Raw genomic sequence first — 23704 nt, 5'->3', positions numbered from 1 at the left:
CCTACTTAGCTTCTTCTGGTTTTGTTGTCATTAGCTTATATAGCATGGTGTCTTTAGGGAATTTATCAATAAATGGAACAATAGTATTTCCGAAGAATAATAGTCCCTCACCTGCATTTGAGTTAGTAATATAGTTTAACTGATAAGGCGATATTTTTAATTTCTTAGCAAGTATATCTCTATCTCCAGATGCTTGATTTAACATTAGAACAAAGTCTGTATTATCAAAGATATTTTCAATTTCCTGACTTGTTAAAAGGTCTTTTACGTTTTGAGTTATACCTGTTGGAATACCTCCCCATTTTCTAAATCTTTTCCAAATTTCTACTGAATATGAAGCAGTTTGTGGGTCTTTTAATAAAAGGTGGAACTCATCTATATAGTATCTTGTAGACTTGCTTCCTCTATTTAAGGAAACCTTGTTCCAAACCTGGTCTTGAATTACAAGCATACCTATTTTTTTAAGTTGTGTTCCTAGCTCTTTTATATCAAAACAGAGCAGTTGCCTATTTAGGTCAACATTTGACCTATTATTAAAGACATTAAGACTTCCCTTAACATAAATTTCCATTTCTGTTGCGAGTTTTCTACCAACTCCCTCTTCTTGAGATAGGAGCATATCGTATAAATCTCCTAATATAGGCATATTTTCTGGTTTGGGGTCTTCAAAATATTTTTGATATATCTTTGGCAAGCACCTATCTATAACAGATTTTTCTGCAGCAGTAAGACCAGATCCTCCTACCACAAGTTCAAGCATAGACATTATGAAGTTTGCCTTATCCTTTAAAGGTGCGTCCCCATCTCCATAGTTCATATTAATATCTAGTGGATTTAGGTAGTCCTTTGACTTTGCCGAAACTTTAATAACTTCTCCATTAAATTGTTTTACAAGGTTTGAATACTCGCCCTCAGGGTCACAAATAATTACATCATCATCTGTTACAAGAATTGCATTTGCCATCTCTCTCTTTGCTGAGAAAGATTTACCAGAACCTGGTGTACCTAATATTAATCCGTTAGGGTTCTTTAGTTTCTTCCTATCTGCCATTATCAAGTTTTGACTAAGGGCATTTAAGCCATAGTACAAAGAATTTGCCGAATCAATAAATAGCTCTTCTGTTGTAAAAGGCATAAATACTGCCGTTGATGATGAAGTTAAAAATCTTTTTATTTCGACTTGGTTAACTCCTAGAGGTAAGACAGAAACAAGTCCTTGCTCTTGCTGATGAGATAATCTTTTTACCTGACAATTATGTCTATTAGCAATTGATGAAATTTGTGCAATGGTATTTTCTAACTTTTGATTAGTTCTAGCAAAATTCATCATTACTATTGTAACTACAAAAAGCCTTTCATCTCTATTTTGTAAGTCAGATAACATGGACTTAACATCAGCCCCAAAAGTATTTATATCTGAAGGAATAATATCCATATCATATCCTGCTCGAACTGCTTTCTTTTGTTCTTCGATTTTCATTCTGTCCAGGTCTGTGTTCTTTCTCTTAATAAGTTTAATAGCTTCTGCTTGTTCAACTACATCTATATGAAAAGCTACATAAATATTATCATCAATATCTAAAAACTCAGATAACATTCTGTCTGATATCTCGCTTGCTAGTATTTGAAAATGGCTTACTGCTCCAATGAATTTCCCAAATTTAAAATTATTTGCTGGTGCAAAATTAAAGATATTGGGAGTTATATGTGACTTTGTAGACTCTTTTTTCTTCAAATCTTTATATGAAAAATCAAAGTTTTTGTCTGGATTTAACATATCGTGAACAAGTCTTAGCCTTTCTTCGCCATCAAGGCTTTCTGCTCTTACTCCCATAGATTTAAAGTTAGATAAAATATCTACTTCAAGTCTATTTAACTTTGCTCTTGCTTGCTCTAGGTTATCTGCTTCTGTGGTAAAAGTTATATACTTCATCTTTTTAAGTCCGTTATTGCCCTTTGCAAGTTGAAGCTTTAACATTTCCCTAAACTCTTTTCTTACATCGTCATAGAAGTCTCCCTTATCAGCAATTTTAATTGCATCTTGTAAGTCCTTATTTCTTCCTAATTGATTTACATATGAAAGTTCAATGTGGACACTTGGATCAAAAGAATTTAAAAAGTTGGCAAATTGGTTAAAAATTAAATCTCTATCTTCTTCCAATGCCAACTGGTAATTTATATCTTGAAATGAAATTGTCTTTGAATAATTTTTTTCATCTAACTGGCAAATGCCCTCTGGTAACATTCTTATATATGGAATAGTATCCTCAACTGTAAATCTCTTTTTCTCTTTCTTTAAAAGTACACTTAGAAGACTATTTGTTGGTTCTTTCTTTGTTTTTAGCCTTCTTACTTCCTTTCGGTCTTTTTTTAATTGTTTTTCCCTTAGATTTAAGTCGCTGATTTGCTTTTTTCTTTGCTTCAAGGTATGCCTCCTTTCTTATTCTCTTAGTTGGTTGATAAAATTTATGAAGATAGAAAAATTTAAAATATTTTTCAAAAGTTAAGGTGTCTTTTTCATATAAGGTTATAAAAAAGATTGGCAGGGTTACTATTAGCATTACAATGATTGAAACATCATTAGGTAGATATTTCTTCATAAATAAATAGGTTGGTATGCCAATTAGTCCTGCCACCGAAAAACCTATAAGTTGTCTTTTAGTTAAGTTAAAGGCAACCTTTGTTTTAATCTTGTCCAAATCTTTTGGTATTGGTACATACGCCATTTTAATCTCCCTCTACTTCTTCTTTGGAAAGTTCAAGTATATGGTCATAATTAGATGTTGTTTCTTCTTCTAGGTAGATAATTCTTTCTTCTAATTCTTCTTGTTTTTCTTCATTTCTGTCATTGTATTCTCCTTGATACATAACAAATTCATTGTGACATCTTCCGAGCCTATTTATTCTCCTCTTCAAGTTTCTAATTTCTTCATTTCTTTTTTTCTCTTTTAAGATCTCATAAATTCCTCCCAATAAAATTCCAAGTCCCAATAAAGCACAATTTTTCTTTTTTAACATTTATTCCTCCTAGTGCGTATTCATAATACTTTTTGCAACTGTTCCACTCTTAAACATCATAAGTCCAAGTAGTAGAGCATATCCTAATATACTAAACAAGCTTGCGTGAATATCTGTAATCTGTACCGTTCTTATTAAAACGGTGTAGATACCTAAACATATCATCAAAAACAAACCTTGTAGTCCCAAGGCAAAAAGTCCCTTGATATAATTTGTTCCAATCTGACCCCATTCTTTATTTCCCATAGTCGCAAATGGTATGGATGATACTGATGAGTAGACATATATTTCAAACATACGCCCATATACTATTAAGGTAATAGTTAAAGATATACATTGAATTGCAATCCTCACTAGGCTTGTTTCAACTAATATCATTATTAATGCACCAACATCTTTTTCTTTTAATGTATCAACCATTGCAACTATTTGATCTCCTGAAACAGTGGCAGAAGTAGTGATTACCCCTGCCGCTTTGTTTACAAGATTTTGTGCCACATCAAAGACTGCCATTGAAAATTCAAATGCATGGCTTGCAAGGTAGACTGCTATAAACATCTTTATAATGTATTTGAAAAACTCAAAAGTATCTGTATCATGCATATTATTCTTTTGCATAACCATATTTATGAGTTCAATACATAAAACTGCTGTTATGATAAGACCTGCTATTGGAACAATCACATTATCATTAATGTTTTTTATGAAGTTATATACTTCTCCATTCCAACCCATTGGTGTTTTACCAACATCAGTTGCAATAACTCCTACCTTGTCATTTATATCTAAGAACATGGACTCAAGATTTGCTTTGATACCTCCGAGTAGCATATCCTTAAAAAATTCAGTTAGCTTGTCAAAGATACCAAACATAGACTTTCTCCTAATTTAAAACATTTGCAAGTAGTGGAATTAATTTAATACCGATTAGTACAATTCCTCCACCAGCCATAAGCTGCTTAATACCTTGAGATTTAGCACCAGATAGTGATAGGTAATCCTTTGATGTTATCTCCGGATTTTCCCCCACTTCACACCGTGCATGCGACTTTCACCGCACACGGCGTTCCATCACAAGAAAGATTTTCACGTTTTAACTAAGACTTACACACTTCGTAACAAATTATTTTTTTCTAAATTAGTGGCAATCCTGCCATTTTTCTAAGCTTATTACATTTCTCGATCTGCTTGACCGTTAAGCCAAGCTCTTTTATATATTTTTGGATTGTATCTTCTTTTGTTGCATGGATAAGTATATGAACTGCTTCTGTAACAAGAATTAAGTTGCTATAACTGTCTGTACCGCCTTGTTCAAGCGGTATCTTGTGATGGCAATGTATATAGTTTGGTGTAAGTTTTACACCTGTTACCCCACATCTGCCATATTGAGCTGCAAAGAGCGAGATTCTGTTGTCTGCAAACTCTATACTCTTATCAAGTACAGGATGTCTCATCAACCAAACAAGTGTATCTACATCGATTTGCAGATTTTTATGAATAAAAGCTCTGCCCTTTACAGTGTATTTATTTACAACCTTTTTCTTGTGTTTTGCGTCCTTTGTCCTAATATATCCAACTGGAATTAGCGGATGTCCATTAAGGAAGCGAAGCTGTTTACTTTTTCCATATTTTTCTTTGATAAATCCTTTGTTTAGCATTCCACTGGTTTTAATATCAAGTCTGTTGTTCATCTGCTTTTTAATGTGAAAGGCTATTTTAGCAAAGTCCAAACTTACATTTGTTGCTATTTGGTAGTAATTATGCAAGCCTGAAACAGTGGCATTATACTTGGCTATTGCTTTGTACTGTTCCTTTTCGTTTGCAGGTCTTTTTATATCCGCAACACATTTAGAAATATTTTCTTTTGCATTTTTCAGTGCCTTATCACTTATATGCGACTGTACAACAAACTTTTTGCCTTTTGGTTTAACCTTAAGCTTAAATCCTAAGAACTCCGAATACCTTTGTTTTAGATTTGTTATTTTAGATTTTTCTTCACTCACATTTAGTTTTAATCTGTCTTGCAACCATTTTGTAACTGCCTGATAGGTTCTTTTTGCATCGTAGTAATTACGGCAAAATATCTTAAAATCATCAGCATACCTTACAATGTATATTTCTTTTAGGTTGCTTGTTCTTAAAGCTCTGTAAGTATGGCTTTTTATCTCTGTTCCTTGACTGTTCGTTCTCTGTTTATATGGATAATGCGTAGGCATTGTCAGCCATTGAGATGAAACCCACCAATCTAATTCGTTCAAGACTACATTAGATAGTAGCGGTGATAATATTCCGCCTTGTGGTGTTCCCTTTGTTGGTGTAATTACCTTTTTATCGGGCATAACTATGTCTGCTTTAAGCATTTCCTTAATGATACAAAGTAACTTTTTGTCTTGGATTCCTAAATTCCAAAGCTGCCTTATGAGCTTTGCATGATATACGTTATCGAAAAATCCTTGTATATCAATATCGACTACATAGTGTAAGTGCTGTATCTGCATTAGTCTTGCACATTCTGCAATAGCGTGTTCCGTACTCCTGTTAGGTCGAAACCCATAGGAACTGTCATGAAACTTGGCTTCACATATCGGCTCTAATATTTGCAAGATACATTGTTGTACAATTCTATCTACAATAGTTGGTATTCCTAAAGGTCTAATTTTCCCATTAGGCTTTCGCATTTCCACTCTCTTTACAGGGCGTGGCTTATACCAATGAAACTGTTTTTGTATGAGAGAAATGTATTCCTCTTCATTTAGCCTTGATAGATGTTTTATTGTTCTGCCATCTACCCCAGCCGTATGACTTCCTTTGTTCCCTTTTATACTACGATAGGCAAGTTTAATATTTTCTCTTGAAGTTATCAACTCCATTAAATTTGAAAATACTTTATTATTACCGCTATCTTCATATAAATCATCAAGGACTTTTTGCAAGTCATAGTATTCCGTATAACGGATTTTGCTTTGTTTCAGTGTTTGTTTCGAAGTGGACACAGTCACCATCTCCTTTCGGATTTGATTTTCTTTGTCATACTCGAAGCTGTGTTTGTCTTAATTTCAGTTCTTGTACTTTCCTGTGACTGGTGGCTATCCCTCCACGAACTTATTATTTTCGCTTCATAGGTACTGTGCCACCACTTTCACCGAGATAAAGAATGGTTATATGCTGTTTTTTTTCAGTCATTTTCCCATTCAACACTTCATTAGCATTAGACTGCTTCCATGCTCTTGGCTTACCACGTTCCGACAATCTTATCTTTGAATACGTTTAGGTTCTTCCTCTAAGCCTGTGTTTAGTTTTCACCATATCGCCTGTAACGATATATGGATTTTCATAACAACCATTCTTACTCATCCACAAACACCCCATCTTTGATGGGAATTGCCGTTAGGCAAATTCAAACGTTTAGACCCTTACATTCGGAAGTACGTCAGTGCTTTGGTATACACATTCTCACCATGCGTATTCGACACCCGACATATAGGTAGCACCGTCCACCTCTGAACAGCTTTCGTGTCTGATGTTAATATCAGTCTTACGGCTACTCTCTGCCGACTTCACCGAGCTTTTGACAATGAAATAGTCTAATATTCATTGCCAATCGGAGTATCAGTGTAGGCATTTCAGGGCGTTACCCCGTCATTCTACCTATCAGATTGCCAGTTCTCCTAAGTTTTGAACTTTCAGTCCTTCGACTTAGTGCATAAGCTTTTCACTTATGAACGTGTCGCACGGTTATCATTACCATAACCTTCCATTAAGTTAATAACTCCCCATGCTCCTAAACCTGCACCAATTGCAGTTACAAGTGTCTTTAAAACTCCAACTCCAGCTGTAAAAAATTCCATATTATTCCTCCTCGTTTTCTTTCTTATTTTCTATTTTGTTTAGTGATTTAACTATAAAGTTCTTGTAGACCTTATCTCCTTTTTTGTTTTCTTTGAAATATCCAAAGACATGGATTAGATCTCCTTTTTCAAATTCTTTTGCAATTTCTACCTTTTCTCCATATACTGAGCAATTTGTATATTCTTTGCCCTTTCCATATTTTTTAACAAGAGCAAAATTTGCTACTTGAACATTTTTTCCATCTTTTTCAAATTCTGAAAATTCAGCTTCCTTAACTAAATTTGCATTAATATTGAGCATTTCTTTTTCCATAACTTCTCCTTTTTCTATTTATTTTTCTTTTGGCAATAAAAAAGGACACCTATTTATTAGATGTCCTGATACTATAACTATTTACTTTTTTAAGGAGAGTCTCGTTCATGATATTTTTTCATTCAATCCTCCTCTTTTGGGCAAAAAAATACACCTAAAGATCTATTTTCTTTAGGTGTATTTTCACTGTTTTCAATTGCATTTATATACTCTATCTCCATATCCAAATAGCATAATGTTTTTTTATGACTTCTTCGACATATTCTTGATGCTCTGCTAACGTAAACTCATGAATAAACTTATCTAATAGTTCTGTATTAGTTTCACTATATCCTAACTCCGTCATATAATCTTTCAATGAAGTATTTTTATTTGCAACAATTACTTTAGGATATTCGCATATTTGAACATAATCTTCTTTAACTGTTACTATCTCAAATATTCCTTTTAATGGTACAAATGGATTATATACCTTAAATGTTTTATAGGAAATTATAACGGATAATATAGCTATCAATAAAATTAAAACAAATATCAGTATAATTTTCTTAATCTTTTTACTCATTTATTTTTAACTCCTCACATTAAGAAAGAGGGAAAATCCATATCTTTTCATAATAGTCAAATAAGCTTGCTAATGATTTCCCTTTTGCTTCAAATTGATCTGATGTATGCCCTGCATACAAAACGTCTCTTTATGCTCTACTATTGACAGTAGTAATAATTACAGTATGATCAGCAAGTCCATCTCCATTATAATCAAGGCTAACTGGATCTCCTACCTTAGAATCGCCTGATGATGAGCGTGTTCCTACTCTTTTACTCCAATGTTTCTGGAAGTTACTTGCACCTCCCCATGAATGTGATGGTTTACTATTTTCACACATTTTGCTTTCTCCGTAAAATCAAATGTTTAACCTATTTATTTTATAACTTGATTTTAACTTTACCTTATCTCTATTTGTTAAATACTCTTCCACATCAAACAAGTTTTTCTTATCATAATCTTCCAACAGCTTGTAATTCTTATGCTTTGTAATATCAAATTTATCAGACAAGAAATGTATTACTACTCTTAGATAAAAATATACCAATTTTAATAATCTCCGTCTAAGTAATCCTCAAGTTGATATTCTTTCCCATCAACTTCTATAAACCATGTGCTATAAGCATATATATTTAAAGGATTATCATCAACAACATGGGTTTTATAATACTTTGTATATATACTATACGCGAGATTCTTTCTTGTGTCATTCTTATCTATTTTCCCATTATAAAAAGATATATATACAGTAGATACTTTTGTATCTTTTACCCAATATTTACTTGCAATTTCATCCATGTGATTGGTATTTATGAATGGTTTTAATTTATCTATTACTTTTTTTACATCATTAATTTTAAAATTTTCAGATGTAACAAAATTAATATATAAGGATGGTCTTAAAAATTTTATTTGAATCTCACCTATTTTTTTATTTGATGACATCTCTTCTTTAAACAAATGAAACTCTTCACTTTTAACATTTTTTTCTTTAGAACAAGAAGTTATAAATATCAACCCAATCATTAAGGTCACTATTATTAAATTTTTCCGGTTTTTATTTTTCATTTCCTAACTATCTATTTTTCCTAACTATCTATTTTACAATTATGTTTTATCATCAATATAAATTTAAATCTGCTAACTTTTGTGCATACTTTTTCGATATTGCCTAAATATAAGTGTTCACCTACTCTACTATATTTATAATCATGTTTTCTTTTAACCTAACTCCATCTTTTTTTGTAAATACTTCTCTACATCAAATACATTTCTATTATCATAAACTTCAATAATCTTATAATTCTTATGCTTGGTTATATCGAATTTATATGATAAAAAAGGTCTTACTCTTCTTAGCTGGTATATACACTTACCACCATCCATTACAGTTATTTCATCTTGGCTCATAAGTTCCTTGCTAGTTTTTTGGTAATTTAGACCAAAAAATTTTGATTTGATCTTGTTTTAATGTGTTATATAAGTCTATAGTTTCTTTTCCTAAGGTTTAAGATAATTCTTCCACTATTGTTTTTTCTTTTACTCCTAAAAAGAGTGTAGAATCACAGTTTCGTACGATTGTATCTGCATTGTCTTTATAGAGTGCTTTTAATTGGAATTGTGCTTGAAGTATTATACTTGATGATTTCTCTTTTGAGAGTTTTTAATTTCTATCGCCTATTAATACCTTATTTCTAGTCTTCTAAAATAGATACTTCGAGGTCTATCGCTTTAAATGTAACAGTTATTCCTACTTCGTCTTTTACTATTTTTTCAAATAGCTCAGCTATATCATATGGTGACATATCGTAAATATCTTCATACCATTCATTACTTTCATCGTACATTGTCTCACATATTGCTTCAATATAATTTTTCTTATCCCTTGTGAGTTCTGTATCACTTTCTAGAATAAACTGCTCCCCATTTATATTTAATATAATTAAAGATAATTTTCTGTTTTCACACATTTTGCTTTCTCCATAAAATCAAATATTTAACCTATTTATTTTATAACTTGATTTTAACTTTACCTTATCTCTATTTGTTAGATACTCTTCTACATCAAATAAATTGTTCTTATCATAATCTTCAAGTAATCTATAATTCTTATGCTTTGTAATATCAAACTTATCTGATAAGAAAGGTCTTACTCCTCTTAGCTGGTATATACACTTACCGCCATCCATTACAGTTATTTCATCTTGGCTCATAAGTTCCTTACCAGTCTTTTGGTAATTTAGACCAAAAGATTTTTGATTTGATCTCGTTTCAGATGTGTTATATAGGTCTATGGTTTCTTTTCCTAAGGTTTCAGATAACTCTTTTACTGTTGTTTTTTCTTTTCCTCCTAAGAAAAGTGTTGAGTCGCAGTTACCAACTATTGTATCTGCATGGTCTTTGTAAATTGCTTTTAATTGAGATTGCGCTTGCAGTATTATACTTGCTGATATTTCTCTTGAACGAATTGTTGCAATCAATTTTTCAAATTTAGGAATCAAACCGATATTTGCAAACTCATCAAGTAGACACCTAACATGAACAGGAAGTCTTCCACCATACACATCATCTGCCTTATCACATAGTAGGTTAAATAACTGAGAATACATTATTGAAACTACAAAATTAAATGTATCATCTGTATCTGATATTATTACAAACAAGGCAGTTTTTCTATCTCCAATTTTATCGAGTTCTAATTCATCTTCGCTCATTAGCTCTCTAAGCTCTCTTATATCAAAAGGTGCAAGTCTTGCTCCACATGATATTAAAATTGACTTGGCAGTTTTTCCTGCTGCCAGCTTATATTTCTTATATTGCTTAACTGCAAAATGACTTGGGTCTTTCTTTTCAAGAGCTTCAAAGAGCCTATCAATTGGGTTCATATAGGTTTCGTCATCTTCTCTTACTTCACTTGCGTCAATCATATCCAAAAGTGTCTTAAAGTTCTTTTCCTCTTCTGGTGCTTCATAGTATATATAACCGATTAGGGCAGTGTAATATAACTTCTCAGCCTTTACCCAAAAATCTTCTCCTGCCTTTTCTCCATCTCCCTTAGTATTAGCAATTATAGTTTGGACAAGTTTTAAAATATCTTTTTCACTTCTCAAATATGCAAATGGGTTGTATTTCATAGATTTTTTAAAGTTTATTGTATTTAAAATCTTTATGTCATATCCATTTTCATATAACATTTTTCCACACTCTAACACAAGTGTACCCTTAGGGTCTGTTACTACATAGGAAGAGTGCATTTGCATTAGATTTGGCTTTACATAAAATCTTGTCTTACCTGATCCAGAACCTCCTATTACTAATACATTTTTATTTCTAGCGTATTTAGGATTTTTAGGTCTTGAGTTCATTGTAAGTCTTTCGGTATTAGTTATTAGTACATTATTTTCAAACTTTGGGTCTATATATGGAGCAATATCCTTGCTTTCTCCCCATCTTGCAGATCCATATTCCTTACCTTGCCTATATTTCTTTTTATTTTTTCCTTTGCTATAAACAACTAGCTTAACAAGACCAGCAACTGAAATACCTACTAACAAGTCTCTTGGATTAAGGCTTGGTATATAAGATAAAGTTCCTATATCAGAAATTCCCACCATTATTCTATCAATAATATCTCCTCCTACATAAGAATTGATGTGCTTAGAAAAGATATTTCCAATGTAGCAAAATGATAAATAGGGAATGTTTGATAATATAAATTTCTTTGGGTTGTCTATTTTAATTAAGTTTTTAATATCAGAAAGAATGGCTTCTAATATCTTATTCATCGCAGAAACCTTCACTATCTAATAAAATTAGTAGGTAGTGTCTTCCCTTTGGTGTTATAAATGTTTGTATTCCTACAAGTGTACCCAGTGGATCAACCCATTCCTTTACTTCAAAATATCCCTTGTTCTTATCTGCATAAGGTAAGAGTTTCTTTTTCTTATCTCTATAAATTAATCCTTTATCAATTAAAAAACTTATAAACTGATTTTGTGGTATTCCTAACTCCTTGGCAGTATTTCTAAAGTTTGTAAGTAGGTTATAATCTACTAATTTGTCATAATAATCTGCCTTTGGTCTTAATTCTTCAATTTCTTCTTCTCTCTCGGCAATAATTCTATTGGCTACAAGAATTGCATCTGCAAGTAGCTCTTCGTTAGTTTTCTTTTCTTGACCAGCTATATATCCTCCATTTTTTCTAATACTTGGTAAGACTTCTCTAGTTACCCAAGCTTTGAATATTTTTGCTTGTGGTAGTTTTGATGAAAGTATAAGCGAATACAGTCCTGATTCATTAATTATTGAAATATTCTGTATTCCTCCAGGGGTGTTCCATTTCGTTACACCCTTATCTTCTTCATCTACATGGTCATAAACAGCTTTTCTTGGATTGACATATCCTAGCATAGTTGCTACTTCATTTGCTATAAAGAAAAACTCACCGTCTTTTTCTATAACAGTGAGTTTCCCAAAATTCTTATTTTCAAATGTTTTTAAATTACTTATCATAAGCTTTGCTCCTTATGTTTATTTTTAACTTTATCTTTGCTAATAGTGTCCTTAGCCATATCTTTAAACTTATTTATAGTCTTCGTTATTGAATCTTTTCTATCGGCTTTTCTTTCGGAAGCCTTAACTGCTTTTTTAAAGGCGTGTTCCATTACTTTTATATCCTTAGATTGAAAAAACACAGAGTGGTTACCAGTTTCCTTATCTTTCATAACAGAAAACTTCACTCCGTGTTTATTTAAAATTTTCTTTAATTCTTTTAACTCAGGATCCTTTAGATTAATTTCTTCTAACTGTCCCTTTTTAACCATATCTTTTAGTTTTACTTCTTCTCCGTTATTTTTTATTACATTTTTCAAGCCTCCTTGTTCTTCTATTTGCTTGTGTACTTTCTTTAAGACATCGAGAATTGCTTTACTTGTTGCTTTTGCAAGCCTTACTTCAAGATTAAGACTTGACCTAGATACTTCTTCATTAATCATCTATTCCACCTCCATATAAAAGTAACTCTTTGTATTTTCTTAACTTCTCTTGATGGATTTTTCTTCTAAAATCTTCTCCCGTAACTTTAACTGGTATTGTCATTTCAAGTATTCTTGAATATATTCTCTGATACTCAAGATCAATATTAGGATTTTTAATAATTTCCAATGATAAGTTTGTAGTAAAAATTGTCGGCTTACCCTTTAAGTATCTTGAGTTTATAATGTTATATACCTGTTCTCTTGCATAAGATGTATCCCTTTCAATTCCAAGGTCATCTAGGATTAACAAGGGAATATTAGATAAGTTATCTATAATTTCGTTTGAATCAACCTTAAATGCAGATTTTTGTATTTGATTTATAACTTGAGATAAATTCATAATCTTAACTTTAACTTGTTTTCTTTCGATTAATTCATTTGCAATAGAACAAGCAAGATAAGTCTTTCCACTACCAACATCTCCATAAAATAAAAGTCCAACATTGTCTTCCTTCATTTGTTCAAAATTTTTAGCATAATTATAAGCAACCTTGTAAGCTTGACCTTTTTCATTTAAGAATCTTTCAAAAGTATATTGGTGTTGGTTTGGCGATGAAAAACAATCTCTTTTTAGCGATGATATTCTCGTTAATATTTCTCTTTCTGCATTTTCCTTATCTCTTTTTATTTCACATTCACATTTAATTCTTGGAATAAACTTTGTAAATCCAAGGTCAACTAATCCTCCATCTACTTTTTTACCACAGACCTTGCAATAAATATGTCCATTTCTTTCAATATCATTTTCTCTTAATACAAAATCTTTTAAGTTCTTCATAAACTTTCTCCTATATCGTAATTCATCTTTCTTGTTGAGTTTTCATTAATATTTTTTGCCTGATCATTAAGATACCAATTGATTATCGTTGCCTTATGATCTTGATACGCTCTATTATTTGCTTTCATATATGACGAGAGCCTATCAATGTATTCACTAATTCTGCTCCCCAACTCATTTGTTAAGTCCTTGTATTCTTCATCAGTCAAAAATATGTTTTTATATATTCCATAAGGTTTTTGTCCCTTACTAAAATCATTCTTTCTTAACTCATTATTATTAATATTGTTATAGTTACTTTCCGATTTTCGAAAATCTTGACTTTCGATATTCGAATCTCTTGAATTTCGATTATCGAACTTCTGGAATTTTGTTTTTCGAACTTCTTGATTTTTTGATTCCATATTATTAAATATGCTCATAAAGTCTTTAACATAAATTCTGTTAGGTTTTCCAAGTCCTTGTCTTTTCTTTTCAATCAGTCCTATCCCTGACTTAATATCAAGTTCAGCTATTAATTTATTTGCTTTTTCACTTGCACAATTAAATTGATCTTTTATACTTTCAATTGTGTAGTAAATAAAGACTTTTCCATCTTCATCTATCCATCCATTTTTATATGAAAGACCCATTCGATTAAGCATATATGAATACAAAACTTTAGCTTCAATAGAAATGCTCTTAAAAATCTCATCTTCCATTAATACCATAGGTAACCTAATGAAGTTATACATTTCAGATTGCCTATTATAAAAATAATCAAAATTCATCCTTACCTCCTTTCTGTGAAATAAAAAAAGAGCAGCCTTATTTAAGCTACTCTTGTAGAAAGTATAAAATGGGTTTTATCTTATTATATTTTTCTTTGTGTCTCCTCATACCAGTTGCAAAACTACTCTTACGTCCATATAGTTTTTTTGGGTCTTTTTGACGTATCCTTCTTCATCTTTATCGAAGACAAAATGCTTATAAAACTGCTTAAAATGCAGGATTTCTAAGTTTATATCTTTTGTATCAACGCTATAGCTTCCACGTGAGCGGTATTTGGAAATAAATTTACTACTGATATTTTTTCTACGTTATACACTTCTTTTAAAGACTTTAAATCTCTTGCTTGGGTTGCTGGGTTACAGGATATATAGACTAGTCTTTCTACTGGATTTTCTTTTAAAAAGTTTACTAGTTTTTCATCTAGTCCCTTTCTTGGTGGGTCTACTATAATTTTATTTGGTGCAATTTTTTCTTCTTCCCAAAGTTTTTCTATAGTTTCTTCTGCTGGTCCATGTACAAATCTTGCCTTGATATTATTTTTCTCTGCATTTTCTCTTGCATCATCAACTGCACTCTCAACAATTTCTATTCCTATGACTTCAGGTCCAGACTTTGCCACTGAAAGTGATATGGATCCAACTCCACAGTAGAGGTCGTAAATCTTGTCATCGTCTTTGGGTTCAAGATAGTCTATTGCCTTCTTGTATAGTTTTTCTGTTGCAGGTCCATTGATTTGGAAGAAGGATTCTGGGGAAATTTTATAATTTATACCAAGTAGTCTTTCTTCTATTGTGTCGTCCCCATAAATTTTTTCAAACTCCCGTGAGTAGTGAGTCTTATCTTCCTTGTTATAGTTTAAGTAAATTGACTTAACTCCTGCATCTATGAGGTCAGACAAGACATCTTTTATCTCAAGCCTTCCCCTCTTGCTCACAAGTATTAAAAGAATATCTCCCTTGTAATTTGTTCTAATTCCTATTCTCTTAAGGTCCTTTAATTTTTTATAATTCCACATTATTTTAAGAACTTGATTAGCTGAATCTTTTTGCATGATGCAGGTTTTTATAGAAACAATTTCTTTAGAATTCTTGGCAAAAAGTCCAATCTTTCCATCACTAACTTGAAATTGCATATTGTTTCTATAATGTGTTTTGTCTGGAGAATCAATAACTTCTTCCACTTCTAAATCAAGGCCAGCAAGTTTATTTAAATTTTTATTTACATCTGCTTCCTTCCATTTTAATTCCTTATCATCGGAATAATTTAAGAAGTCACAACCACCGCAATCTTTAAAATAAGGACAGGGGGATTCCACTCTGTCCTTAGATTTTTCTAATATTTTTAAAATTTCTCCCTTGGCGAAATTTTTCTTTTTCTTTGTAATTATATACTCTACTTCATCCCCAATGACTCCACCATTTAAAAATACCGGGCTCCCATTGAGTTTGGTCATACCAAGACCCTTGAAGTCAAAGTCTATAATTTCTCCACTAAATTTATTTTCTGCCATGTCTCAACTCTATTTTTGTATCGTAAATATTTATCTTCCTATTTTTGTAAAGATTACCTACTGCTCTTTTGTAGGCTTTTTTACTCAGACCTGTTATGTCTTTAATAAGTTCTGGATCTGACTTGTCTCCTAATTCTAGAACTCCATTATTATCTTCAAGTATTTCTAAAATTAAGTCTGCATCAGCATCAATTTGTTTATAGGCTTTTTCTCTTAAAGTCAAAGTAATAAAACCTGTTTGAAGAATTCTTTGGACTCTTGCTTCTACTTCTTCTCCAACCTTGTAGATTCCCTTGATTTCTTCTATAGGAATCATGCCGTCGTATTTATTATCAATGGCAACAAAGGCACCAGGTCTGCCTATACTATAAATAGTTCCTTTGACAATATCATTAACCTTAAAGTTCCCTTCTGTGCTTAGCTTGTCTTTTATATTCATTGTTAAAGCAAGTCTGTCGCTCTTGTCATGGTAAAGATAAAGTAGGTATTCATCGCCAACTGTTAGCCTTCCAAAGGATTCTTTAAAAGGTAAGAAAATGTCCTTGCCAATTCCATTGTCTACGAAGTAACCAACCTTGGCCTTGTCCACTACTCTTAATTTTTTTAACTCCCCTACTTGAGCAAAGGGCCTTTTCAAAGTTGCTTCAAATTCTTCGTGGATGTTATAGACAAATGCTTCAACTTCTTCGCCAACTTTTAAATCTTCCCCTTCTCCTCTTGCAAGATTAACTCTTTCTCCATCTTGGTCCTTAAGACTTACTCTTCCATCTTTTTTAGATGCAACTGTTAATTTTTGTATTTTTCCTAATTCCATGCCTTCTCCTCTATTATCTCTCTACCAATCTCTGTCATGCCTTCATACAAGTCATCTATTATACCGTAATCTATATCCTTTAAAACATCTATCCCATAATAAATAAAGGCTGGATGCTTTAATAAGTTCAAAAATATTTCATAAGCCCTTGTCACTTCTCTGAGATTGTAGTACTTGGTCATGAGCATACCAAATTTCACGCACTCTTCATTTCTCGAATCTCTCATGAGTAAAATTGAAAGGCCAATTAATTTGCTTTCGTCAAATTCTATTTTTTGAAGTAAGAAAGTCAAAAAATTTCTCTCTGCTTCAAGAGCCTTTTTATCCTTAAAAAATTCTTCAAACTCTTCAATTGCCTTATTATCTCTTAAATAATAGTCATCAAGAGCCTTGTTAAGTTCTCTTGTTTTTATGTGATTTATTTTTTCCTCTCCCTTTAGGACCCTAAGTTCATAAGATCCATCAGTTAAGTTCAAATCGTTTATCTCAGATAGATTTGTTAAATCAAAATTATTTTCTAGAAGAATTTTATAAATTGACTTTTTCTTTTTAAATATTTCAAATAGTCCCATAAACCTATTTTATCACAAATTCTTCCCTTACATTTATTAAATGAAAAATACTTGTCAATACGCTCACATTGATTAATATTAAAAAAGTTATCTTATAAACTAATTAAAAATTTCAAAAAAATAAGAGCCTAAGCCCTTATTAATTTTTATTTATTAAGATTTCTTTTTATCTTTAGATCTTTTGGAATCTTTACTGTCTTTAGACTTCTTTGAGTCTTTGCTGTCCTTTGACTTCTTACTACTCTTACTACTCTTACTACTCTTACTACTCTTACTATTATTGTCTTCATCATCGTCATTAGACTTAGAAGAGCTCCCTGTACCCACTACTAGGACCTTACTCTTTGGAACATAGTAAGATTTTGAAATTTCTTTCTTTTCTACTACTTCTCCATTTTTAACAACTTCCTTGTAAGTCTTGTAGGAGTAACCATTTTTTCCACTTTCCTTTACCACAGTTTCGCCTTCTGGTATTGAGTCAGAATATGTTGTCTTTACATCTGGGCTTACAACTCCAAGTCTTTCTGGAATTATTTTTACTTTGTAGTCCCTGTCAGCTGAATTTCCCAAAACTTTAAAATCAAGTTTTTGACCATCGGCTTCAGCCAAGATAATAATTGGATTATTTGTATTATTTTTAAATTTTAAGTCCTTATAACCTCTAGCAACTGCAGCGTCTGTTCCAAGATCAACATAATTAATTGGTCTAGAGTGGTTGTGTCTTTCAACAATTTCTAAGTCTGATAGAATTAATGAATTGTATAGGGTTGTTGAAACTTGACAAATTCCTCCGCCAATTCCAGTTTCATATTCTCCACCAACAATAACTGTTGCATTTTTAAAACCAGTAGCTTCACTTATTTCTCCAACAATATCATTAAAAGAAATTTCGTCTCCAGGATTTAATTTCATGTTGTTGAATTTCTCTGAAGCAATTTTTATGTTCTCTTTTCTATTTTTAATTGATGATGAATAATCTGTACTAAAATCACCTAAAACTTTATCAATACCTTGATAATAGTCTGATTGAATTTTGGGCTCTGTATCATAAACTGGGAGTTCTATCTTTTCTTCATTAAGCATATCTGTATTTAGAAGTCCTTTTGCTTCATTTAAGTCAAGATACCTGCCCTTTTCTGATTTTGCTATGGTTATGGTCCCATCTTCATTAAAGATTGGATGAGCGTCAAGAGGTTTTTTGTGGATTTCTCTTGCTAGGTTAGTCAATACAGCATCCTTTTTTCCTTCATCAAAGCTTGAGTCCGCTATAATATTCTTTTTAAAAATTAAGCTAGAAACAATATCTAAATAATTAGAAAAAAGTCCCTTACTTCTTCCAATACTATAAGCCTCATTTACAGCATCTTCTAAATTTAAGCTATAACCAAAGTCCTTTAGGGCAATGGGAAGATCTCTATCCCCATATGAAAAATTTATTTTTTTATTGTTAATTCTTTCTTCAGTAATTTTTGAGACTTCTTTTAGTGCTTCATCCTTAGATAAATTAGACACATCAACATCTTCAACTCTTACTCCCCTATGAATTCCTGTGTTTAAAGATTCACTTGTAAAATACATTACGGAGATAAAAATAAGCATCAAAAAGATTGCTATACCTATGAGCACTTTATTATTTATGTTAAAAAACTTATTTCTTAAATTCTTCATTTAAGTCATGTCTCCTCATAATATCTACAAAAATCTTTTATAGGGCAAGTCTGACACTTGGGACTCCTTGCAGTGCAACATCTTCTTCCGTGAAATATAAATAAGTGATGGGCCTTAGTCCACCTCTTCCTATCTATTTTATTTTCCAAAGCTTTTTCTGTCTTTTCCACATTATTTTCGCTAACAAAACCAATTCTATTTGAAACCCTAAAGACATGTGTATCAACAGCTATAGCAGGAACTCCAAAACAAGTTGATGCTACAACATTGGCAGTCTTTTTTCCCACTCCTGGTAGCTTCATTAAGTCTTTAATAGTTTCTGGTACTTTGCCATTAAATTCTTCCAATATAACATTTGAAGTTGCCTTAATGTTCTTTGCCTTATTTCTATAAAGACCACATTCTTTTACAAGTCCTTCCAAAGTTTTTATATCCATGTTGGCAAAGTCTTCTGGCTTATTGTATTTTTTAAACATCTCTTCTGTTACTTTGTTAACTCTCACATCTGTGCATTGAGCTGATAAGATAGTTGCCACTAAAAGCTCAAAGGGACTTCTGTGTTCAAGTTCACACTTAGCATCTGGATAAGTCTCTTCTAAGACGTCAAGGCACTTGTCGGCCTCTTCGTGGCTTAAAATTCCCTTCATCTTTATTCCCCTTAATTTTATAATATTTCTCTTTTAATATTTATAATTTCAATTTCGCTATAGGAATCAAAAAAATTTATCACTTTCTCAATGGTTTCTTCAACAATCTTTTGATCATTGGAGATAGTTGAGAAGGCAATAATAGATTTTTGCCATTTGTCATTTTCTCCAACTTCAGCAATTGAAATATTAAATCTATTTTTTGATTTTTCGATAATACTTTTAACAACAGACCTCTTCGACTTAAGAGAGTTTGCATTAAAAATAAAAATTTCGCAAGTACATATTCCTATTATCATAATAAATATTATAACATGAATATGAAAATATTTTCATCTTAAAAGGCTTCTTCTATGCTTAATTCTATATTCTCAATAAAAACTTTATACAAATTAAAAAGCTGCAAATAACATAAGTTACTTACAGCTTATTTTTATTTTAAGATTTCTCTTAATTCCTTGTTGCTTTGTTGTCTAATTTTATTAATTTGTTTTCTCGCTTCGTAGCCTTCGATGATTTTTTTCTCTTCAAGACTTTCTCCAATAATTTCGGGAATCATTCCCGGCTCACTTCCCTTGCACTTAAATGTTAGAAAGCAAAAGGCTGCAAGCTCAGTTTCTCCAGTCATAGGAGCTTCTTTAGTAAACTTTGTAAAGACTTCTACAGAAGTATTGCCTACTCCAGAGATAAAAGTTGTTGCTGTCAAAAAGTCTCCTTGGTTAATTGGCCTTAAAAAAGTTAAACTGTCGCAGGAGATTGTAGCAACTCTCCCCCTTGTGTGTCTTATGGCACAAGTACCAGAGCTGTGGTCTGCTATCTCGAATAGTCTTGGTCCATAAAGTGTGCCTCCAGTATTTAAGTCTGTTGGCATAACACCGTATGTGAAGACTACCTTTGATTCTGAAACTTTTTTTGAATTAGTAGAGATATTTTGCAACTTCAGCACCTAATCTTGCATTGTTCTTAACAAGTGCAATGTTAGCTTCAAGAGATTTTCCTTCAGTAACTTCAAGAACCTTAGATAATAGGAATGGAGTTGTTTCCTTTCCGTGGATTCCCTTTTCTTCAGCTTCAACTAGAGCTGCTTCAATTGCCTTGTTGATTTTATCTTCGTCCATTGAATCTGCTTCTGGAATTGGATTTGTAAGAAGAATTCCCCCTGTTAAACCAAGATTCCATTGAGTGTTTGCTGCTTCTGCTGCTTCTTGAGGTGTTTTAATGTTGTAGTCAACTTTAAATTCAGATTTTCTTGTAAAGAAAGCTGGCATGTGATCAGTTTGGTAACCAAATACTGGAACACCCTTTGTTTCAAGATATTCAAGAGTAAGTCCAATATCAAGGATTGATTTACAACCAGCACAAACTATCATAATGTCATTTGATGCAAGTTCTTCAAGGTCTCTTGAGATATCAAAAGTTGTTTCAGCGTGTCTATGAACTCCACCAAGTCCACCAGTAACGAAAATTTTGATTCCAGCAAGTCTTGATGCAATAATAGTTGATGCAACAGTTGTAGCTCCATTAAGTCCACGAGAAACAATATAAGCAAAGTCTCTTCTTGAAGCCTTGATGATGTCTTTTGAAGTTGCCATGAATTCTAGTTCTTCTTCGCTAAGACCAATTTTAATTTTTCCGCCAATTATTGCAGTTGTTGCAGGAACAGCTCCATTTTCTCTAATGATTTCTTCACAAGCCTTGGCTGTTTCAATATTTTGTGGGTAAGGCATTCCGTGAGAAATAATTGTAGATTCAAGGGCAACTACTGGTTTGCCTTCTTCCATAGCTTTTTTAACTTCGTCACTGTACTCAACATATTTTTTTAGCATTTCATTAGTAATCATAAATTTCTCCTTTTAAATTATTTTCATTCATATCCTTTGAACATGAGTCTGAGCTCATAAGTGCTATCCTAGCTGCTGCTTCTGCTGCAGCCATTCTCTCTTCTATTTCTAAATCATTATAAAGTCCATAAGCATAGCCTGCCATAAAGGCATCTCCTGCTCCACTTGCACTTAATATTTTAACTTCTCGCGGCTTTCTCATCATCTTAAAATCTTTTTCAAAATAATATGATCCTTGGCCTCCAGCAGTTATTACAAGACTTTCTAAGCCTTTATTGATTAAGTCTTCTCCAAGCCTATCTATGTTATCAGTTTCCAATCCTGAAAGAGCCTGGGCTTCATAAATATTTACTTTTAAGAAGTAAATCTTATCTAGCATGTTTTTAATCTTCATTACCTTTTTAGTTGAAACCCCATCTATCAAAAACTTGCCCTTTAAATTTTTTAGGACATAATCAAGAGTCTCTTCTTCAAGATTTGTATCCATTATTGTGAACTCAGCATTCTCAATAATTTTTCTGTTTTTCTCAACATAATCCTTGTCAATGTTCTTTATAAGTTCCATGTCTGATATGGCTACATACATATCTCTAGTTTCGTCAAGGATTGCAAGATAGTGTGGAGTGATGCCATCAGTTATTAAAACTCTTGAGCTGTCAACATTTATCCTGTTGAGCTCCGTCAAAATATTCTTGCCAGCATCGTCTCTTCCTACTACTGATAGAAGACTTGTATTAACCCCAAGCCTTGCTAGGTTCTCGCAGATGTTTCTTCCAACACCGCCACTAGAGTATTCAATTTTTCCTGGATTTGAGTCTCTCTCTTTTAAATTATCAAAGGTTGATCCACTTATATCCATATTGCAGCCACCAAGTATAGCAACATAGGTGTCCTCTCTTAAGATATAACCCCTTCCCAAGATATAACCCGAGGTCATCAAGTTATTAATATGGGCAGATACCCCTGACCTTGTGATGTTTAACTCATCAGCAATTTCTTGCTGAGACATTCCAGGATTTTTTTTCAAAAGATTTATAATTTCTTTCTCTCTTGGAGTCAAAAAAATCACCTCTAATCATTTACTTATATTCTAGTCAAATGATTAGAGGTTGTCAATATCTTATAAAAAATTTTCTTGGTTTTTTCTTATCTTATCTTCTTCTATTGCTTCCCTATAGCATCTTCTACAAAGTGGTTCATATTCTTCTACAGCTCCAAGCTCTACCCTCTTGTCACTCTTGATTTTTCTGTGAGAAACCCAGGCATCGGTTCCACACTTCTTGCAAACTGCATGGTGCTTGTTGAGGTAGTCAACCTTTGGCATAAGTTCTTTTACTATTTCAAAAGGTTGAGCCATGTAGTCCATATCAAGACCTGCTAAGACAATTGTAATTCCCATATCGAGAATTTTTTCTAAGTCTTCTAATACAAGTTCAGGAGTGTCACACAAAAATTGTACTTCATCGATTCCAATAACTTGTGGAGAGAATTTTTCTACATAATCTAAGATTTCATTTATTGATTCTACTTCAACAGCATCAAGGGAAATCTTATCATGTGTTACAATTTCATTTTTAGCATACCTCTTATCCATAAGTGGTTTAAAGGCAACCACCTTGTAATTGGCAATAGAAAATCTCTTTAGGTCCTTTTCCAGTGAGCTAGTCTTTCCAGAAAACATAGAACCTGTGTGTAATATCATTCTTCCTCTATACTGATGCATGATCTTATCCCTTATACTCTTCTACTATTGCTTCTTCTATCACTATGTCGTTAACTGGTTTATCCATAAAACCAACTCTAGTCTTGGCAATGTCATCAACTACATCCATGCCTTCAAAAACTTGTCCAAAGACAGAGTGCTTACCATCAAGCCAAAAAGCTCCGCCCTTTTCTTCGTAGGCCTTTACAATTTCTTCAGGATAACCATTTTCTTCTCCAGCATCTTTCATTTGTGAAATTATATCGTTAGAAAGTTTATCCCCTTGAACTATAAAAAATTGAGATCCATTTGTGTTTGGACCAGCGTTAGCCATGGAAAGAGCTCCCCTAAAGTTTCTAAAATTCACATCAAATTCATCCTTAAAGGCTTTCTTCCACTTACTTTCTCCTCCACGACCTGTCCCACTTGGGTCTCCCCCTTGGATCATAAAGTTTTCTATAACTCTGTGAAAAATTATTCCGTCGTAGTACTTATCTTCTATAAGTGAAATGAAGTTTTCAACAGCAAGAGGTGCTGCTTCTTCAAATAATCTAATTTTAATATCGCCTTTATTAGTTTTTAGTACTGCAATCTTTTCTCCAACTGCAGGTTTTTCAAATTGTTTTAACATTTTGTCTC

At 32.4% G+C, this 23704-nt stretch carries 28 protein-coding genes and 2 pseudogenes; all 30 read right to left on the bottom strand.

The annotated features are described in order from the left end of the window. Position 1 precedes the first annotated feature (1 nt). Positions 2-2425 (bottom strand): VirB4-like conjugal transfer ATPase, CD1110 family, encoded by a 2424-nt coding sequence (locus ACWPVO_RS08905; protein ID WP_454207899.1) that lies wholly within the window; start codon positions 2423-2425, stop codon positions 2-4. Next, positions 2316-2726, bottom strand: coding sequence for a PrgI family protein (locus ACWPVO_RS08900; protein ID WP_000332190.1), 411 nt, complete (start codon positions 2724-2726; stop codon positions 2316-2318). Before ACWPVO_RS08900 ends, ACWPVO_RS08905 begins: the two co-directional genes overlap by 110 nt. A gap of 1 nt (position 2727) precedes the next feature. Beyond that, on the bottom strand, positions 2728-3018 hold the full coding sequence (locus ACWPVO_RS08895) for a hypothetical protein (protein WP_114866042.1): 291 nt from the start codon (positions 3016-3018) through the stop codon (positions 2728-2730). A gap of 9 nt (positions 3019-3027) precedes the next feature. Continuing rightward, the gene (locus ACWPVO_RS08890) at positions 3028-3891 is read right to left on the bottom strand and encodes a VirB6/TrbL-like conjugal transfer protein, CD1112 family (RefSeq protein WP_000466913.1); all 864 of its coding nucleotides are present in this window, start codon (positions 3889-3891) and stop codon (positions 3028-3030) included. A gap of 10 nt (positions 3892-3901) precedes the next feature. Beyond that, a complete protein-coding gene (locus ACWPVO_RS08885; RefSeq protein WP_017645368.1) occupies positions 3902-4048 on the bottom strand; it encodes a Maff2 family mobile element protein in 147 nt (48 codons plus the stop codon). Positions 4049-4151: 103 nt separating this feature from the next. After that, complete coding sequence (ltrA, locus tag ACWPVO_RS08880) at positions 4152-6011, bottom strand: group II intron reverse transcriptase/maturase (RefSeq protein WP_454206952.1); 1860 nt, start codon at positions 6009-6011, stop codon at positions 4152-4154. 723 nt (positions 6012-6734) lie between these two features. Continuing rightward, positions 6735-6866: a Maff2 family mobile element protein gene (locus tag ACWPVO_RS08875; protein ID WP_000394205.1), complete on the bottom strand. Its 132-nt coding sequence runs from the start codon at positions 6864-6866 to the stop codon at positions 6735-6737. A gap of 1 nt (position 6867) precedes the next feature. After that, positions 6868-7179, bottom strand: a complete 312-nt coding sequence (locus tag ACWPVO_RS08870) for a single-stranded DNA-binding protein (RefSeq protein WP_454207895.1) — start codon at positions 7177-7179, stop codon at positions 6868-6870. Positions 7180-7390: 211 nt separating this feature from the next. Continuing rightward, a complete protein-coding gene (locus ACWPVO_RS08865) occupies positions 7391-7744 on the bottom strand; it encodes a hypothetical protein (protein WP_454207893.1) in 354 nt (117 codons plus the stop codon). Positions 7745-7874: 130 nt separating this feature from the next. Further along, on the bottom strand, positions 7875-8066 hold the full coding sequence (locus ACWPVO_RS08860; protein WP_454207891.1) for an amidase domain-containing protein: 192 nt from the start codon (positions 8064-8066) through the stop codon (positions 7875-7877). A gap of 18 nt (positions 8067-8084) precedes the next feature. Next, positions 8085-8264 (bottom strand): annotated as a pseudogene (locus tag ACWPVO_RS08855) (conjugal transfer protein); the annotation flags it as partial. A gap of 11 nt (positions 8265-8275) precedes the next feature. Further along, positions 8276-8794: a hypothetical protein gene (locus ACWPVO_RS08850; RefSeq protein WP_454207889.1), complete on the bottom strand. Its 519-nt coding sequence runs from the start codon at positions 8792-8794 to the stop codon at positions 8276-8278. Between the two features lie 121 nt (positions 8795-8915). Then, positions 8916-9383 (bottom strand): annotated as a pseudogene (locus ACWPVO_RS08845) (TraM recognition domain-containing protein); the annotation flags it as partial. A gap of 37 nt (positions 9384-9420) precedes the next feature. Then, positions 9421-9696, bottom strand: coding sequence for a hypothetical protein (locus ACWPVO_RS08840; protein WP_454207887.1), 276 nt, complete (start codon positions 9694-9696; stop codon positions 9421-9423). Positions 9697-9714: 18 nt separating this feature from the next. After that, on the bottom strand, positions 9715-11511 hold the full coding sequence (locus ACWPVO_RS08835) for a VirD4-like conjugal transfer protein, CD1115 family (RefSeq protein WP_454207885.1): 1797 nt from the start codon (positions 11509-11511) through the stop codon (positions 9715-9717). Beyond that, positions 11504-12238, bottom strand: coding sequence for a BRO family protein (locus ACWPVO_RS08830; protein ID WP_454207883.1), 735 nt, complete (start codon positions 12236-12238; stop codon positions 11504-11506). The genes ACWPVO_RS08835 and ACWPVO_RS08830 overlap by 8 nt, the downstream gene beginning before the upstream one ends. Then, entirely contained in the window at positions 12235-12720 is a 486-nt protein-coding gene (locus ACWPVO_RS08825; protein ID WP_114866046.1) for a PcfB family protein, read from the bottom strand. Before ACWPVO_RS08825 ends, ACWPVO_RS08830 begins: the two co-directional genes overlap by 4 nt. Beyond that, entirely contained in the window at positions 12713-13540 is an 828-nt protein-coding gene (locus ACWPVO_RS08820) for an ATP-binding protein (RefSeq protein WP_114866047.1), read from the bottom strand. The genes ACWPVO_RS08825 and ACWPVO_RS08820 overlap by 8 nt, the downstream gene beginning before the upstream one ends. After that, positions 13537-14310 carry a replication initiator protein A gene (locus ACWPVO_RS08815; RefSeq protein WP_114866048.1) on the bottom strand — a complete coding sequence of 258 codons (774 nt, stop codon included), beginning with the start codon at positions 14308-14310 and terminating at the stop codon, positions 13537-13539. The genes ACWPVO_RS08820 and ACWPVO_RS08815 overlap by 4 nt, the downstream gene beginning before the upstream one ends. A gap of 230 nt (positions 14311-14540) precedes the next feature. Further along, entirely contained in the window at positions 14541-15821 is a 1281-nt protein-coding gene (gene rlmD / locus ACWPVO_RS08810) for a 23S rRNA (uracil(1939)-C(5))-methyltransferase RlmD (RefSeq protein WP_454207880.1), read from the bottom strand. Further along, on the bottom strand, positions 15808-16635 hold the full coding sequence (locus ACWPVO_RS08805) for a CvfB family protein (protein ID WP_270673836.1): 828 nt from the start codon (positions 16633-16635) through the stop codon (positions 15808-15810). The genes rlmD and ACWPVO_RS08805 overlap by 14 nt, the downstream gene beginning before the upstream one ends. Beyond that, positions 16626-17207: a hypothetical protein gene (locus tag ACWPVO_RS08800; protein WP_454207878.1), complete on the bottom strand. Its 582-nt coding sequence runs from the start codon at positions 17205-17207 to the stop codon at positions 16626-16628. The genes ACWPVO_RS08805 and ACWPVO_RS08800 overlap by 10 nt, the downstream gene beginning before the upstream one ends. A gap of 153 nt (positions 17208-17360) precedes the next feature. After that, the gene (locus ACWPVO_RS08795) at positions 17361-18875 is read right to left on the bottom strand and encodes a VanW family protein (RefSeq protein ID WP_454207876.1); all 1515 of its coding nucleotides are present in this window, start codon (positions 18873-18875) and stop codon (positions 17361-17363) included. Between the two features lie 5 nt (positions 18876-18880). After that, positions 18881-19522, bottom strand: coding sequence for an endonuclease III (nth, locus tag ACWPVO_RS08790; protein ID WP_454207874.1), 642 nt, complete (start codon positions 19520-19522; stop codon positions 18881-18883). 17 nt (positions 19523-19539) lie between these two features. Then, a complete protein-coding gene (locus ACWPVO_RS08785; protein WP_148465544.1) occupies positions 19540-19821 on the bottom strand; it encodes a DUF503 domain-containing protein in 282 nt (93 codons plus the stop codon). 134 nt (positions 19822-19955) lie between these two features. Next, positions 19956-20468: an acyl-CoA thioesterase gene (locus ACWPVO_RS08780; protein WP_454207872.1), complete on the bottom strand. Its 513-nt coding sequence runs from the start codon at positions 20466-20468 to the stop codon at positions 19956-19958. Continuing rightward, a complete protein-coding gene (locus ACWPVO_RS08775; RefSeq protein WP_060800126.1) occupies positions 20440-21363 on the bottom strand; it encodes a pseudouridine-5'-phosphate glycosidase in 924 nt (307 codons plus the stop codon). Before ACWPVO_RS08775 ends, ACWPVO_RS08780 begins: the two co-directional genes overlap by 29 nt. Further along, on the bottom strand, positions 21353-22432 hold the full coding sequence (locus ACWPVO_RS08770; RefSeq protein WP_454207870.1) for a carbohydrate kinase: 1080 nt from the start codon (positions 22430-22432) through the stop codon (positions 21353-21355). The genes ACWPVO_RS08775 and ACWPVO_RS08770 overlap by 11 nt, the downstream gene beginning before the upstream one ends. Positions 22433-22483: 51 nt before the next feature. Next, on the bottom strand, positions 22484-23086 hold the full coding sequence (locus tag ACWPVO_RS08765) for a thymidine kinase (protein ID WP_454207868.1): 603 nt from the start codon (positions 23084-23086) through the stop codon (positions 22484-22486). 4 nt (positions 23087-23090) lie between these two features. Continuing rightward, positions 23091-23696 carry a peptidylprolyl isomerase gene (locus ACWPVO_RS08760; RefSeq protein WP_454207866.1) on the bottom strand — a complete coding sequence of 202 codons (606 nt, stop codon included), beginning with the start codon at positions 23694-23696 and terminating at the stop codon, positions 23091-23093. Between the last annotated feature and the right edge of the window lie 8 nt (positions 23697-23704).

The organism is Peptoniphilus sp. Marseille-Q6390, assembly GCF_965119475.1.
The sequence above is the reverse complement of the archived record's forward strand: the minus strand, read 5'-3'. Positions and strand labels throughout refer to the sequence as shown.